Origin of the sequence: Albidovulum marisflavi, assembly GCF_025751435.1 — a bacterium.
GTDB lineage: Bacteria > Pseudomonadota > Alphaproteobacteria > Rhodobacterales > Rhodobacteraceae > Albidovulum > Albidovulum marisflavi.
The window spans coordinates 1,121,131-1,135,554 of sequence record NZ_JAOWKY010000001.1 but is presented as its reverse complement, the minus strand read 5'-3'; the positions used below and the strand labels follow the sequence as shown (position 1 = coordinate 1,135,554).

At 66.0% G+C, this 14,424-nt stretch carries 13 protein-coding genes; 9 read left to right on the top strand and 4 right to left on the bottom strand.

All coding sequences use genetic code 11. The annotated features are described in order from the left end of the window. The first annotated feature begins 113 nt into the window (after positions 1–113). The gene (locus OEW28_RS05470; protein WP_263733694.1) at positions 114–1,340 is read left to right on the top strand and encodes a urate hydroxylase PuuD; all 1,227 of its coding nucleotides are present in this window, start codon (positions 114–116) and stop codon (positions 1,338–1,340) included. Positions 1,341–1,417: 77 nt separating this feature from the next. Here the strand turns inward: OEW28_RS05470 and OEW28_RS05465 are convergent, their stop codons facing one another. The 3 genes from OEW28_RS05465 to OEW28_RS05455 form a co-directional block, all read right to left on the bottom strand. Then, positions 1,418–2,329, bottom strand: coding sequence for a porin (locus OEW28_RS05465; RefSeq protein ID WP_263733693.1), 912 nt, complete (start codon positions 2,327–2,329; stop codon positions 1,418–1,420). A gap of 241 nt (positions 2,330–2,570) precedes the next feature. Then, positions 2,571–3,368: a phytanoyl-CoA dioxygenase family protein gene (locus OEW28_RS05460; protein WP_263733692.1), complete on the bottom strand. Its 798-nt coding sequence runs from the start codon at positions 3,366–3,368 to the stop codon at positions 2,571–2,573. Between the two features lie 52 nt (positions 3,369–3,420). Next, on the bottom strand, positions 3,421–4,146 hold the full coding sequence (locus OEW28_RS05455; protein WP_263733691.1) for a GntR family transcriptional regulator: 726 nt from the start codon (positions 4,144–4,146) through the stop codon (positions 3,421–3,423). A 74-nt stretch (positions 4,147–4,220) separates the two neighbouring features. Here OEW28_RS05455 and OEW28_RS05450 point away from each other — a divergent pair, with 74 nt between their 5' ends. Beyond that, the gene (locus tag OEW28_RS05450; RefSeq protein WP_263733690.1) at positions 4,221–4,760 is read left to right on the top strand and encodes a HutD/Ves family protein; all 540 of its coding nucleotides are present in this window, start codon (positions 4,221–4,223) and stop codon (positions 4,758–4,760) included. Positions 4,761–4,782: 22 nt separating this feature from the next. On the opposite strand, the gene OEW28_RS05445 is transcribed toward OEW28_RS05450, so the two are convergent. Next, on the bottom strand, positions 4,783–6,141 hold the full coding sequence (locus OEW28_RS05445) for a formimidoylglutamate deiminase (protein ID WP_263733689.1): 1,359 nt from the start codon (positions 6,139–6,141) through the stop codon (positions 4,783–4,785). Positions 6,142–6,219: 78 nt separating this feature from the next. Here OEW28_RS05445 and hutI point away from each other — a divergent pair, with 78 nt between their 5' ends. From hutI to OEW28_RS05410, 7 genes are all read left to right on the top strand, one after another. Next, the gene (hutI, locus tag OEW28_RS05440) at positions 6,220–7,425 is read left to right on the top strand and encodes an imidazolonepropionase (protein WP_263733688.1); all 1,206 of its coding nucleotides are present in this window, start codon (positions 6,220–6,222) and stop codon (positions 7,423–7,425) included. Then, positions 7,422–8,960, top strand: a complete 1,539-nt coding sequence (hutH, locus tag OEW28_RS05435) for a histidine ammonia-lyase (protein WP_263733687.1) — start codon at positions 7,422–7,424, stop codon at positions 8,958–8,960. The genes hutI and hutH overlap by 4 nt, the downstream gene beginning before the upstream one ends. Then, positions 8,957–9,760: an N-formylglutamate deformylase gene (gene hutG / locus OEW28_RS05430; RefSeq protein ID WP_263733686.1), complete on the top strand. Its 804-nt coding sequence runs from the start codon at positions 8,957–8,959 to the stop codon at positions 9,758–9,760. The genes hutH and hutG overlap by 4 nt, the downstream gene beginning before the upstream one ends. A gap of 11 nt (positions 9,761–9,771) precedes the next feature. Beyond that, a complete protein-coding gene (gene hutU / locus OEW28_RS05425; RefSeq protein ID WP_263733685.1) occupies positions 9,772–11,460 on the top strand; it encodes a urocanate hydratase in 1,689 nt (562 codons plus the stop codon). Positions 11,461–11,574: 114 nt separating this feature from the next. Next, complete coding sequence (locus OEW28_RS05420; RefSeq protein WP_263733684.1) at positions 11,575–12,852, top strand: 3-deoxy-D-manno-octulosonic acid transferase; 1,278 nt, start codon at positions 11,575–11,577, stop codon at positions 12,850–12,852. After that, positions 12,830–13,798, top strand: coding sequence for a threonine dehydratase (locus OEW28_RS05415; protein WP_263733683.1), 969 nt, complete (start codon positions 12,830–12,832; stop codon positions 13,796–13,798). Before OEW28_RS05420 ends, OEW28_RS05415 begins: the two co-directional genes overlap by 23 nt. 114 nt (positions 13,799–13,912) lie before the next feature. Beyond that, a complete protein-coding gene (locus tag OEW28_RS05410) occupies positions 13,913–14,380 on the top strand; it encodes an NUDIX hydrolase (protein WP_263733682.1) in 468 nt (155 codons plus the stop codon). Positions 14,381–14,424: the final 44 nt, after the last annotated feature.

Genomic DNA, 14,424 nt, shown 5'->3' with positions numbered 1-14,424 from the left:
GGCCCTCCCGCCGCATTCTTTGCGTATCATTGAAAGTTCTGCGGCATTCAAAGGATTATCAGGAAGATCTCTTTGGGTATAGCTTAAAGCGAAACGCCGCGGAGGGACCTGGCATGTACGACTTCATCGTCTTGGGTGAATGGCTCGAATTCGCCGTGCGCTGGCTGCACGTCATCACCGCGATCGCCTGGATCGGATCAAGCTTCTACTTCATCGCGCTTGACCTGGGTCTGCACCGGGACCGCAACCTGGCCACCGGCGCAGATGGCGAGGAATGGCAGGTGCACGGCGGAGGTTTCTACCACATCCAGAAATACCTGGTCGCGCCCGAAAAGATGCCCGCGGACCTGATCTGGTTCAAATGGGAAAGCTACGCGACCTGGCTGTCGGGCTTCGCGCTGCTCTGCCTTGTCTACTACCTGGGCGCAGACCTGTACCTGGTCGATCCCAATGTCCTGGACATCCCGGTCTGGCAGGCGGTCGGCATATCGCTAGCCTCGCTTGCGGCGGGCTGGCTGCTTTATGACCAGCTCTGCAAGTCGCGACTGGGAGAAAACCCGACGGCGCTGATGGTGCTGCTGTACCTGATCCTCGTCGCGCTGGCCTGGTTCTATACGCAGGTCTTCACCGGGCGCGCAGCGCTGCTGCATCTGGGGGCGATCACCGCGACGATCATGTCGGCCAACGTCTTCATGGTCATCATCCCCAACCAGAAGATCGTGGTCGCTGACCTGATCGAGGGCCGCACCCCCGACCCGAAGTACGGCAAGATCGCCAAGCTGCGCTCGACCCACAACAACTACCTGACGCTGCCGGTCATCTTCATGATGCTTTCGAACCACTATCCGCTGGCCTTCGCCACGGATTACAACTGGATCATCGCCAGCCTTGTCTTCCTGATGGGCGTCACGATCCGGCACTGGTTCAACACGCGCCACGCCCGCAAGGGCAGCCCGACCTGGACCTGGGCGGCAACGGTCGTGCTGTTCCTGATCGTTGCCTGGCTCTCCACGGCGCCCATGTTCCGCGCCGAGGACAGCGAACAGGTGCAACTGACCCCTGTTGCGCAGAAGTTCGCACAGGCCGAGGACTTTGAGGAGGTGTCGGACATCGTCCTTGGGCGCTGCTCGATGTGCCACGCGGCCGAGCCTGTCTATGACGGGGTCCATTGGGCTCCCAAAGGCGTCATCCTGGAAACCCCGGCGCAGATCGCGAACTGGGCGCGGCAAATCTATGTGCAGGCCGGTCTCAGCCATGCCATGCCGCCGGCCAACGTATCCTACATCGAACCCGAGGAACGCGCGAAGATCGTTGCCTGGTATCGTGGCGTGGCGGGATAGTGCCGCGTGCGATGACCACCTCCAAACGGAAAGGGCCGGAGGTTTCCCTCCGGCCCTTTGCCTTGGATCGGTAGCGATCAGAACGCCGACAGGACCGTCGACGACAGGACCGCATGGGTCGGGTTCATGACAGAATCCGCCACGCTGTTCAGCGGAACCTTGTTCGCTTTCGCGCCGAACGGGATCGTGAAGCCGATGCGAACCGAGTCGATCGACCCGTCCGAACCGCCCAGATCAAGGTTCGTGCGCGCGAGTTCCAGCGACGCGATGCCACCGAACGACGACATTGCGGACAGATCGTAGCTGACGCCCAGCCCGAACGTGGTGATGTCCAGATCCGCGAGATCGACGGAGGTGCGGCTCACGCCGCCGAAGGCGGTCCACTGATCGTTGATCGAATAGCTTCCGGCCAGTCCGACCATGTCCAGATCGACCGACTCGCCACCCGCCGAGATCCGAGTGCGCATGATGTTGCCGCCGATCGAAAGCTGATCGTTGGCCTCGTAGCCCATCGTCAGGCCGTAGTCCTTGAAGTCCAGCCCCAGATCGGGGTCGGTGCTCTTGCGGCCGTAGAAACCGCCGACTTCAAGACCGTGGGTCTCGTAGCTCGCGCTGACGCCGTAGGAGCGGGCCGAGATGCTGAGCGGCGTGTCGTCGATGCCGATCTCTGCATCTTCCCAGTAGGCGCCGACCCCGAAGCCGTTTCCAAAGCCGTAGCCAAGGTCAAGGCCGATCGCATCGCCGGTGATGTCGAAGGGGACCCCGTCGATCGAGGTGTCGACACGGTCATAACGGGCCCCGAAGGTGAGGCCATTGGCGAATCCGACTTCGACCCGTCCGTCGATCGTTGTCGTGTTCAGGTCGGCGTTCACGTCCGAAATGTCAGAGTCGGCGTAGCCGAGGGTGAAGGCCCCCGAAATGTCCTGCGCAAGCGCGACACCGGGAAGCGCCGCGATCAACGCCGCGGTCACAGACGTCACAATCTTCATTTTCCTGCCTCAAAGTTGTTTGTTGGCCTGCGGATCCATGCCCGCCGCACGTCCTCTCCGATCACGCTGGTGGCGTCGGATTTGACTGGTGGCAAGAGTAGACCAACCGGTCGGCAGCAACAATCCGCCGATAGCCCAGTCCGTTAACCATTTGGTCTTGTTGCCTTGAAACAACAGGCTTCCTGCGTCCGGCCAGGACAGGTTTCTCCCGCTGCAACACGTCCGCTGCGGGCAGGTCGCGTCAGACCGTGCCCCGCCTCAGATAGGGGAACCAGTCTTCCCTGAGGCGCTCTCCGGGTTGCATGCCGTGGCCCGGAAATGGCGGCGACGTTCGCCCCGGCCGTTCGACGTAATGCGCGTCGCGCCCGACCAGCCGCAGTGAAAACGCCCGCCGCCGCGTCGTCGAATTGTTGCCGCGCGCGCCGTGAAGCGTCTGATAGTCGAAGGCCACCGCGTCGCCCGGCTCCATGGACCATTCGCGGACATTCAGGCCCTCGGCATCGGGGTCAGGCACGGGCATGTAGGCATCGGGGTCGGGATAGAAGTCGGTCTCGGCAAGCCAGCGTTTCGGCAAGACCTCCTTCGCCCACCGGTGCGATCCCGCGACACAGCGCAGCGTCGCGTCCGTGACAGGGTCAAGCGGCGACCAGAAACTGATCGTCTGGCTTCCCTTCACGAAGTAATAAGGCCCGTCCTGATGCCAGGGCGTCGGCTTCGAGGTTCCGGGCTCCTTCACCAGGACGTGGTCGTGAAACACCTGCACGATGTCAGACCGCATCAGGCGTGCCGCGACCTCTGCCACGTCGGACCCTTCGATCACCTCGCGGAACTCGGGAATACGGGTCCAGTTGCAGTAGTCGTCGAAAAAGCGCCCGCCCTCGCCCGGCTTCAGATTTTCCGCGGCATGGGGGCCGGGTTCGGCCAGGTTCCGTTCGATCCCCGCGCGGATCACATCGACCCAGTCCTTCCAGAGTCCCTTGATCAACACGACACCATCGCGCTGGAATGTCTCGACCATGTCGTCCGTAACCGGTGTCATCAATGTTCTCCTGCCTTCGCGCGCAAAAGCTGCGCCATCCGAATAAGTGATCTCAGTAGCGGGTCGTCATGCGGTAGCCCTTGGCAAAGCAAAGCCGCACTTGGGTGATGGGCTGGCCTTGCCACCATGTCGCCCGCTCGGCGGTGAATGTCGGTTCGCCTGGCTCCATCCCAAGGACGACCGCGACATCGGCGGGGGCGGCGCTTGCCAGGAAACTGATCTCGACCTCGGAATAGGGCACAGCCTCGACCAGCCATTCGTTCGGTCCCTGCGTCGAGAAATCCGCTGCCTCGGCCTGCGGGAGCGCGGCAAGATTGATCCAGCGATCCTCGTGCTGATAGGGCGCGCCGTCGGCTGAATGCAGGCAGACCAGATGCAGCGCGGGCGCGCCCGGCGTGAGACCGAGCCGGGCGCAAAGCCATGCCGGGGCGGGCAGGACCTCGCGAGAAAGCAGCGCGTAGCGATAGTTTGCGCCCGCGGATTCGATCTCAGCCCGCACCAGGGGTATCTCGAACCTCGCCTGCCGGATCGGCGTGATGCGCACCCGCGTACCTGCCTTGCGCTTGCGATCCAGAAGCCCCTCTTCGGTCAGCTCCCGCATGGCGCGGTTCACGGTGGCGCGCGCGCAGCCGAATTCCTCGGCCAGTTCGATTTCGCCGGGGACCAGTTCTCCCGGCCCCCAGATCCGCCTTTCGATGCGGCGGCGGATCTCGGCCTTCACGTCACGGAAGGAGATCTTGTCTGCCGCGGCGGCATCATTGGGCGGATCATCGGACATCGCGGGTCTGCATTCTGGTGTTTTGCCTGACGTTATGTTCCATTTGTATAGGTCTTTACCCGATTGGTGCGCAAATGCGGATATTTTCCCCCGATGATTTCGACACGCAGCCGTGGAAGAACGGCGGCGGCGTCACGCACGAAATCGCGCGCGAAGACCAGGGCGGGGCACTTCTGTGGCGCCTGTCCATCGCCGAGGTGAAGACCGACGGCCCCTTTTCCTTCTTCCCCGGCCTCGCGCGTGTCCTGACAGTGATCGAGGGCGCGGGCCTCTACCTGGAAACGCCCGAGGGCCGGATCGAGGCGCTGCCCCTGACGCCGGTCGCCTTTTCCGGTGACACAGCCGTCACGTCGCGGATGATCGACGGGCCGGTTCGCGATTTCAACGTGATCTACGACCCCGCGTGGCTGTCGGTGCATGTGGACCGGCCGCCCGCAGGCCGGTCCGACTACCCGTTGGCCCAGGGGCAGTTCCACGCCTGCCTCGCGCTCGCGGCGGGGGTATCGGTCGAGGGCGTGACGCTTCCGGTCGGCGGCGTGGCGCATTTCGAGACAGGCCACGTCGATTGCCCCGCAGGCTTCGCTGCCCTGATGGTCCGCTTCTCGCCGCGTTAGCGCGCTCACGCCCATCCGGCCGTCAGCCCGATGCGACAAGTTCGGCCACGGCACGGCGGTAGCGTTCGGCCACGCGGTCGCGTGCGATGTGGCGGCCTGCACGCACCTGATGACGCCCCGCCGCCCATACATCGGTCACGACCCCGTCCGGCGCCGCGAAGCAGAGCCCGTCCAGCAGGTTCGGTTCGGACAGCGCGCACAGGCTGGGATGGGTGCTGTCCATGGCAACCAGGTCCGCAAGCCGCCCCGTGGCGATCCGCCCACCGTCGCGGCCCAGGGCCTGCGCCGAACCGACGGCGGAACCTTCGTAAAGGAACGCGCCCACCGACCCCTCGCCCGGCACCAGCACGTTGCGCGCAAGGTCCCGCAGGCGTTGCGAATATTCCAGCGTCCTGAGTTCCTCGGTCAAGGAGATCCGCACGTTCGAATCCGATCCGACGCCGAAGGCGCCCCGCGCCGCGATCCAGCCCGGGCCGTTGAACGGGCCATCCCCCAGGTTGGCCTCGGTGATCGGGCACAGGCCCGCCACGGCGCCGCTGCGCGCCAGCGCCGCGGTTTCGGCCGCTGTCATGTGGGTCGCGTGGATGGCGCACCAGGCCCCGTCAACCGGGGCGTTCGCCAGAAGCCACTCGACCGGCCGCGCACCCAGCCACGCGGATATGTCGGCGACCTCCTTGGGTTGCTCGGCGATGTGGATGTGGATAGGGGCGCCTTTCGCCAGCGGAAGCGCGCGCGCCAGATCCTCGGGACAGGTCGCGCGCAGCGAATGGGGCGCGATGCCCACCACGGTGTCGGCCGGCAGATCGCGCGCCGCCTGACGCGCACCATCCAGCAGCCGGGAAAAGCCGTCCACGTCGTTTCCGAACCGAAGCTGCCCCCCGGCCAGTGGCGCCGTACCGGCCCCGCCGTAGCTGTAAAGCACGGGAAGATGCGTCAGGCCGATGCCCGTCTCTGCCGCCGCCGCCATGATCCGCGCCGACAGTTCCGCCGCATCGTCATACCTCACCCCGCCCGGCTGGTGGTGGACATAGTGGAACTCTCCGACCGAAGCATAGCCGGCCTCAAGCATCTCCACCTGCACCTGCGCGGCAATGGCCTCAACCTGCTCCGGCGTCAGCCGGTCAAGGAAACGGTACATGAGGTCGCGCCAGGTCCAGAAGCTTTCCCGCCCCGCCGCGCGGTATTCGGTCATGCCCGCCATCGCCCTCTGGAACGCGTGGGAATGAAGGTTGCCGAGCGCCGGCAGCAAGGTGTCCACACGCTCGTCCCCGGGCGCCGCGTCGACCTCCGTTTCGATGGCAGCGATGCGGCCTTGCCGGACCACCACCCGAACATTGGCCGCCCAGCCCAGGGGCAGCAGCGCCCGTTTCGCGAAGATCATCGCTTGCTCCATTATGTCTAGACATATATCGTATAGCCGCATACAAGCCGACTCGGCAACCCGATTTCGAAAGTGACCATGCGCCAGCAAAGCAGCCTGATCGTGAACTGCCGCGTCGCGACGCTGACCGGGCCTGACTACGGCCTGCTCGACGATGCGGCGATCGCGGTGACCGCAGACGGGATCCTGTGGACAGGCCCCAGGACGGACATTCCTGCGGCCGTCGCGGCCTTTCCGCGCCATGACCTTGGCGGGCGACTTGTCACACCCGCGCTGATCGACTGCCACACGCACATCGTGCACGGTGGAAACCGTGCCGGCGAATTCGAGATGCGGTTGAAAGGTGCCAGCTACGAAGAGGTCGCCCGCGCGGGCGGCGGCATCGTTTCGACCGTGCGCGCGACGCGTGAAGCGACCGAGGAGGACCTGGTCGCGTCGGCGCTCCCCCGGGTCGATGCGCTGATCGCCGAAGGCGTATCGGTCATCGAGATCAAGTCGGGATACGGGCTTGACCTGGAAACCGAACTCAGGATGCTGCGTGCCGCACGGCGGATCGGCGGTCTTCGTCCGGTCACGGTGCGCACCACGTTCCTTGGCGCGCACGCGACGCCCGCGGACCACAAGGGGCGCGAGGACGCCTATATCGACGATGTCTGCATCCCCGCGCTGCGTGCGGCACACGAACAGGGGCTGGTGGATGCCGTCGATGGCTTTTGCGAAGGCATCGCGTTCGACACCGTCCAGATTGCCCGGGTCTTCGACGTGGCCCTCGAACTCGGCCTGCCGTTGAAGCTGCACGCGGAACAGCTTTCGAACCTTGGCGGCGCGGCACTTGCCGCCCGCTATGGGGCGCTTTCGGCAGATCATCTGGAATACCTGGACGAAGACGGCGTCAAGGCGATGGCCGATGCCGGCACCGTCGCGGTAATCCTGCCCGGCGCGTACTATACGTTGCGCGAAACCAAGGCGCCGCCGATCGACCTGTTTCGCGCCCGTGGCGTGCCGATGGCAGTGGCGACCGACATGAACCCCGGATCCTCGCCCATGTGCTCGATCCTTCTGGCGATGAACATGGCCTGCACGCTGTTCCGCATGACGCCGGAGGAAGCGCTGCTGGGCACGACCCGCTACGCCGCCCGCGCACTGGGTCTTGCCGATCGGGGCACCATCACGCCGGGCAGCCGTGCGGACCTTGCCGTCTGGAACGTCGACCACCCGGCCGAACTGGCCTATCGCATCGGCTTCAATCCCCTTCACCAACGCATCATCGGAGGCCGCATTTGAGCGTTCTCACCCTGACCCCCGGCACAGTCACCCTGGGCGACCTTGCCCGTGTCTACTTCGAGGAGCTGCCCGTGCAGCTTGACCCGTCGGCCAAGGCGGATGTCGACAGGGCCGCTTCGGCAATCGCCGCCGCCGCCGCGGGCGAAGCGCCCGTTTACGGCGTCAACACCGGTTTCGGCAAGCTGGCCAGCATGCGGATCGCCCCAAAGGACACCGCGACCTTGCAGCGCAATCTGATCCTCAGCCACTGCTGTGGCGTGGGTGAACCGATCGGGCGCGCCCACACGCGGCTGATGATGGCGCTGAAACTTCTGTCCCTGGGACGAGGGGCGTCCGGTGTTCGCTGGGAACTGATCGAACTGCTCGAGGCGATGCTTGAACGCGGCGTGACCCCGGTCATTCCCGCGCAGGGCTCGGTCGGTGCTTCGGGCGACCTTGCGCCGCTGGCGCACATGACCGCCGTGCTGATCGGCGAGGGCGAGGCGGATTACGAAGGCCACGTCATGCCGGGGGCCAAGGCGCTTCAGGCGGTGGGTCTGACGCCCATCCCGCTTGGCCCGAAAGAGGGCCTCGCCTTCATCAACGGCACGCAGTTTTCGACGGCCTTCGCGCTTGCCGGCCTGTTCGAGGCATGGCGCGCCGCACAGGGGGCTCTTGTCGTCTCGGCCATGTCCACCGACGCGATCATGGGGTCCACGGCGCCCCTTCAACCCGAAATCCACACCCTGCGCGGCCATGCCGGTCAGATCGAGGCCGCAGCCACCCTGCGCGCGCTTCTTGACGGGTCGGAGATCCGCGAAAGCCACCGCGAAGGCGACAGCCGCGTGCAGGACCCCTACTGCATCCGCTGCCAGCCGCAGGTCACCGGCGCCGCGATGGATGTCCTTCGCATGGCCGCCCGAACGCTTGAGGTCGAGGCCAATGCCGCGACCGACAACCCGCTGGTCCTGACCGGCGCCGGACAGATCGTTTCGGGCGGCAACTTCCACGCCGAACCCGTGGGCTTCGCCGCCGACATGATCGCCCTTGCCGTCAGCGAGATCGGCGCGATCGCGCAGCGCCGCGTCGCGCTGATGGTCGACCCGACGCTGTCCTTCGACCTGCCGCCGTTCCTGACGCCCGATCCCGGCCTGAACTCCGGCCTGATGATCGCCGAGGTCACGACCGCCGCGCTGATGAGCGAAAACAAGCACCTGGCCACACCCTGCGTCACGGATTCCACCCCGACCTCGGCCAACCAGGAGGATCACGTCTCGATGGCCGCGCACGGGGCGCGGCGGCTGATGCGGATGGTCGCGAACCTGGACCGCATCCTTGGCGTCGAACTTCTGTGCGCGGCGCAGGGGATCGAATTCCGCGCCCCGCTTGGCACATCAGCGCCTCTGAGCCGCGCGCTTGCCCGGCTGCGGCAGGACGTGGCGACACTTGGCGAAGACCGCTACCTCGCGCCTGACATCGAAGCGGCAAGCCGGCTTGTCGCGACCGGGGATATCGCGATGGCCGCCGGCGTGGCACTGCCGGAGTTGTGGTCATGAAGCCCTTTACGGTAAGCCGGGGCGACAGCCCGGTCATCCTCGGGATGCCGCATGGCGGCACGTGGCTGCCCGATGACCTGATGGCGCGGCTCAATCCCACCGGCCGGGCGCTGGCCGACACCGACTGGCACATCGCGGCACTTTACGAAGGGCTCCTGCCCGGCGCGACTGTCGTCGCCTCGACCGTCCACCGCTACGCGATCGACGCCAACCGCGACCCGGCGGGTGTCTCGCTTTACCCCGGGCAGAACACCACGACGCTCTGCCCCCTGACCGATTTCGACGGGAACCCGATCTGGCAGCCGGGGCAGGAACCGTCCGAGGACGAAATCCTTGCGCGCTGCGACGCCTATCACGCGCCCTATCACGCCGCGCTGAGCGCAGAGGTCGAACGCGTGAAGGCCCGTCACGGCGCTGCCGTCGTCTATGACTGCCACTCGATCCGGTCGCGCATCCCGTTTCTGTTCGACGGGCTGCTGCCGGTGTTTTCCATCGGCACGAACGACGGAGAGTCCTGCGCCAAGACCATCGAGAACGCGGTCCGGACTCGTTGCGACGAGGCCAAGGGCCTCGACAGCGTCCTGAATGGCCGCTTCAAGGGCGGATGGACCACGCGCCACTACGGACAGCCCCGACAAAGCGTCCACGCAATCCAGATGGAGCTTGCCCAGCGCGCCTATCTGTCCGCCGAGCACGCGCCCTGGGCCTACGATGCGGCGCGCGCCGAACCCCTCCGCGCCGTGCTTGGCGCAATCCTCACCGAAATCGATACGCTCGCCCGCTCGGGCGCCCTTTCCTGATGGAGGCACACATGCGCGACCTCGACCGCAAGAACACCCGCGACGTCTTCCCGCCCACCGGAACCACGCTGAACGCGAAAAGCTGGCAAACCGAGGCCCCCCTGCGGATGCTGATGAACAATCTGCATCCCGACGTGGCCGAGAACCCGCACGAACTGGTCGTTTACGGCGGCATCGGCCGCGCGGCGCGAACCTGGACCGACTTCGACCGAATCGTAGCGACGCTGAAGGACCTTGAGGGCGATGAAACGCTTGTCGTGCAATCGGGCCGCCCGGTCGCGGTGGTGAAGACCCATGCCGATGCGCCGCGCGTCCTGATCGCCAACTCGAACCTGGTTCCGCACTGGGCGACGTGGGACCACTTCAACGAACTCGATAAGAAGGGGCTGATGATGTACGGCCAGATGACCGCTGGGTCCTGGATCTACATCGGCACGCAGGGCATCGTGCAGGGCACCTATGAAACCTTCGCCGAAGCGGGCCGCCAGCATTACGGCGGCGACCTGAAGGGCAAATGGATCCTGACCGGCGGGCTTGGCGGCATGGGTGGGGCGCAGCCACTGGCCGCCGTCTTCGCGGGCGCCTGCTGTCTGGCCGTCGAATGCGATGAGACCCGGATCGACTTCCGCATCCGCACGAAATACCTCGACGCCAAGGCCCGCACGCTGGATGAGGCTCTGGCGCTGATCGCCGACTGGACCGCGAAGGGCGAGGCGAAGTCCGTGGGGCTCCTGGGCAACGCGGCAGAGGTCTTCCCCGAGCTTGTCCGCCGGATGAAGGCCGGCGGCCCGCGCCCTGACATCGTCACCGACCAGACCTCGGCCCACGACCCCCTGCATGGCTACCTGCCCCTGGGCTGGAGCGTCGCGGAATGGCGCGCGAAACAGGAAACCGAACCCAAGGCGGTGGAAAAGGCCGCCCGCGCCTCGATGAAGGTTCATGTCGAGGCGATGGTGGATTTCTGGAATGCCGGCGTCCCCACGCTGGATTACGGCAACAACATCCGCCAGGTCGCGAAAGAGGAGGGCTTCGAGAACGCCTTCGCCTTCCCCGGGTTCGTCCCCGCCTACATCCGGCCGCTGTTCTGCAAGGGAATCGGCCCCTTCCGCTGGTGCGCGCTGTCGGGCGACCCCGAGGACATCCGCAAGACCGATGCGGCCATGAAGCGGCTTTTCCCCGAAAACCATCACCTGCACCGCTGGCTGGACATGGCGGGTGAACGCATCGCCTTCCAGGGCCTGCCCGCGCGCATCTGCTGGATCGGGCTTGGCGACCGGCATCGCGCCGGGCTGATGTTCAACGAGATGGTTGCGAGCGGAGAGCTCAAGGCCCCCGTCGTCATCGGCCGCGACCACCTGGACTCGGGTTCCGTCGCAAGCCCCAACCGCGAGACGGAAGCGATGAAGGACGGCTCGGACGCGGTTTCGGACTGGCCGCTGCTGAATGCGCTGGTCAACACCGCCAGCGGCGCGACCTGGGTTTCGCTGCACCACGGCGGCGGCGTCGGTATGGGCTTCTCGCAACATTCCGGTGTCGTGATCGTCGCCGACGGCACGCCAGAGGCCGCCAAGCGCCTTGAGCGCGTACTATGGAACGACCCGGCCTCGGGCGTCTGGCGTCATGCGGACGCGGGCTATGACATCGCAGTCCAGCACGCCAAGGACATGGGACTTCGCCTGCCCTCGATCCTGGGGAACTGAACCTCTCAAGCGACCAAACGAACCCTCCTGCACCAGTACTGGCCCGGCCCCGAAAAGGCGCGGCGCATCTTGCCCGGCTTGCCGCCGTACGCCTGCCGTGCAAGATCAAGACCCATGTGGCTCTACCGTTTGATCCTTGCGCTTTTCGGCCCGCCCGCACTGTTGCTGCGTGCGGGGCGCCTCGCTTTGACCGGACGCGCCGAACCCCGCGGGTTGGCCGAACGCCTTGCGCTGTCCCCGCCGCGGCCCAATGGTCCCGTGCTCTGGCTTCACGCGGCCTCGAACGGTGAACTTGCTTCGGCCAAGGCGACGATCCTTGCCATCCTCAGCCGTCATCCCGGCCTTTCGCTCGTCGTGACCACGAACACCGCGACGGGCCGGACACTTGCCGAAAGCTGGCGATTGCCGGGACTTGTCGGTCGGCTTGCGCCGGTGGACACCTGGGGCGCAACCCGCCGCTTCCTGCAGGCCGTCCGCCCCGCCGCGCTGATCGTGATCGAGAACGAGCTTTGGCCAGAAAGGTTGGTCCAGACCGCGGCGCGCGGCATACCCGTATTCGTTCTGGGCGCGCGCATGTCGGCCGGAAGCGAGCGCGCCTGGGCCCGCTTTCCCGGCATCGCGCGCCGCATCACGGATGCCATCGCATGGCTTTCGGCGCAGGACCGGGACAGCGCCCGCCGTTTCGAGAGCCTTGGCCTGAACAAGGACCGGCTTGGACCCGTTCTCAATCTGAAGGCAGCCTTTGTGCCGGACGACGCCCCGGCCGCGCTGCCCTTCCCGCGTGCGACGACGCTTCTGGCCGCCTCGACCCACCCCGGCGAGGAAGAGGTGATACTGACCGCGTTCGCAAGCGCGCAGGCCAGCAATCCCGGCCTGCGCCTGATCCTTGCCCCCCGCCACCCACGTCGCAGCGCCGAAGTCGTGCGGCTGATCGCTGACACGGGGCTTTCCTTCGCCGTCCGCTCGAAGGGCCAGGAGCCAACCGCACAGACGCTGATCTATCTTGCAGACACGATGGGCGAAATGGACAGGTGGTACGCTGGCGCGGGCATGACCTTTGTCGCGGGATCGCTGACGGATCGGGGCGGTCACACACCCTATGAGCCCGCGGCCCATGGGTCCGCCATCCTGCACGGCCCTGACGTCACGAATTCCGCCCCCGCCTATGCCGCGTTGCAGGCCGCCGGCGCCTCGGTCCAGGTGGAGACCGCCCGTGACCTTGCCGCGGCGATCATCCGGCTGGCGGATGCCTCGATACAAAAGGAAATGGCGGAAAAGGCGCGCGATGCCCTGTCGGCGGCGGATCCTGCCTCCATGCGCCCCTTCCTTGCCGCGCTTGAAACCGCCCTTTCAGGAAAGCCCGCCGCCGATGTTCACCCTGCCCGAGCTTGAGACAGCCGCCCGCCTGGTCCACCGCCACATGGAGCCCACTGCGCAATACGCCTGGCCCACGCTATCGGACCGGATCGGGGCCGAGGTCTGGGTCAAGCACGAAAACCACGGGCCGACGGGCGCCTTCAAGGTGCGCGGCGGGATCACCTTAATGGACTGGCTCGCGCGCGAACACCCCGGCTACGGTGGCATCATCACCGCCACGCGGGGCAACCACGGCCAATCGCAAGCCCGCGCGGCGACGGCCTTGGGGCTGCGCGCGGTGGTATACGTGCCGCGCGGCAACTCTGTCGAAAAGAACGCCGCCATGCGGGCCTTCGGGGCGGAGTTGCGCGAACACGGCGACGACTTCGACGAAGCCAGGACAGAGGCGATGCGCGTCGCGGGCGAAGAGGGGCTTTATCCAGTGCCGCCGTTTCACCGCGAACTTGTCCGCGGCGTCGCAAGCTATGCGCTGGAATTCTTCCGCGCCGCGCCACGGCTGCACACGGTCTATGTTCCCATTGGCTGCGGCTCGGGGATCTGCGGCGTGATCGCGGCGCGTGATGCGATGCGCCTGCCCACCCGCGTCGTGGGCGTGGTGTCTGCAAATGCCCAGACGGCAAAGCTTTCCGCCGAGGCGGGCCGACCCATACCGACCGACAGCGCGCGGACCTTCGCGGACGGCATGGCCGTGCGCGTCCCGGTGGCGGAAGCGCTTGCCGTCTATGGCCCCGGCGCGGCCCGCGTCATCGCCGTGACAGAAAATCAGATCGCAGAGGCGATACGTGTCTATTTCACGGACACCCACAACCTGGCCGAGGGCGCAGGGGCTGCGGCTTTGGCCGCGTTGATGACCGAAAAGGACCAGATGAACGGGCGCCGCGTTGGCGTGATCCTGTCGGGCGGAAACATCGACACGGGCCCGTTCCGCACGGTCCTATCCGGCGCCGCGCCACCACCATGATGGTGGAAAATCCCTGCGTAACATGCTAGATAGAAGAAAACGTCACCTAAGGCAGCGACAGGAACGGCAGGACAACAACGAAAGGCCGGGCGGAAAAACGCCCGGGATCGCGCAGTGAAGAAACTCGACAACACCAGCCCCGGCGCCCAGGAGGCGCTGACACAATATGCCGCGCTTTGCCACCGCAAAAGCGCGAAGGGCAAGCTTGAGGTTCTTCTGATCACCAGCCGCGACACCGGCCGCTGGGTCATTCCCAAGGGCTGGCCGATGAAGGGCAAGACCGGTTCGCAATGCGCGCTGCGCGAAGCCTACGAGGAAGCGGGAGTCGAGGGCGTTCTGGGCAACCGCTGCATCGGCATCTACTCCTACGACAAGGTGCTGAACGACGGCAAGAAGCAGCCCTGCATCGTCGCGGTCTACCCTGTCAGGGTCCAGCGCCTGAAGGATGATTTTCCCGAGAAGGGCCAGCGTGTGCGCAAGTGGTTCAATCCCAAGAAGGCCGCCGCGCAAGTGGCCGAGCCCGAGTTGTCGCAACTGCTTGCCAACTTCGACCCCGACCGTCAGGCTGAGGAAATCAGTTGAATTCCTGCGCGGAGTTCATAATTGAACTCAGACGACCAACCCGA

Excerpts from the sequence above, each read along its gene's own strand:
- OEW28_RS05465 (WP_263733693.1), bottom strand. The coding sequence starts at position 2,329 with ATGAAGATTGTGACGTCTGTGACCGCGGCGTTGATCGCGGCGCTTCCC.
- OEW28_RS05470 (WP_263733694.1), top strand. The coding sequence starts at position 114 with ATGTACGACTTCATCGTCTTGGGTGAATGGCTCGAATTCGCCGTGCGC.
- OEW28_RS05415 (WP_263733683.1), top strand. The coding sequence starts at position 12,830 with ATGTTCACCCTGCCCGAGCTTGAGACAGCCGCCCGCCTGGTCCACCGC.
- OEW28_RS05460 (WP_263733692.1), bottom strand. The coding sequence starts at position 3,368 with ATGACACCGGTTACGGACGACATGGTCGAGACATTCCAGCGCGATGGT.
- hutG (WP_263733686.1), top strand. The coding sequence starts at position 8,957 with ATGAAGCCCTTTACGGTAAGCCGGGGCGACAGCCCGGTCATCCTCGGG.
- hutI (WP_263733688.1), top strand. The coding sequence starts at position 6,220 with ATGCGCCAGCAAAGCAGCCTGATCGTGAACTGCCGCGTCGCGACGCTG.
- OEW28_RS05445 (WP_263733689.1), bottom strand. The coding sequence starts at position 6,141 with ATGATCTTCGCGAAACGGGCGCTGCTGCCCCTGGGCTGGGCGGCCAAT.
- OEW28_RS05450 (WP_263733690.1), top strand. The coding sequence starts at position 4,221 with ATGCGGATATTTTCCCCCGATGATTTCGACACGCAGCCGTGGAAGAAC.
- OEW28_RS05455 (WP_263733691.1), bottom strand. The coding sequence starts at position 4,146 with ATGTCCGATGATCCGCCCAATGATGCCGCCGCGGCAGACAAGATCTCC.
- hutU (WP_263733685.1), top strand. The coding sequence starts at position 9,772 with ATGCGCGACCTCGACCGCAAGAACACCCGCGACGTCTTCCCGCCCACC.
- OEW28_RS05420 (WP_263733684.1), top strand. The coding sequence starts at position 11,575 with ATGTGGCTCTACCGTTTGATCCTTGCGCTTTTCGGCCCGCCCGCACTG.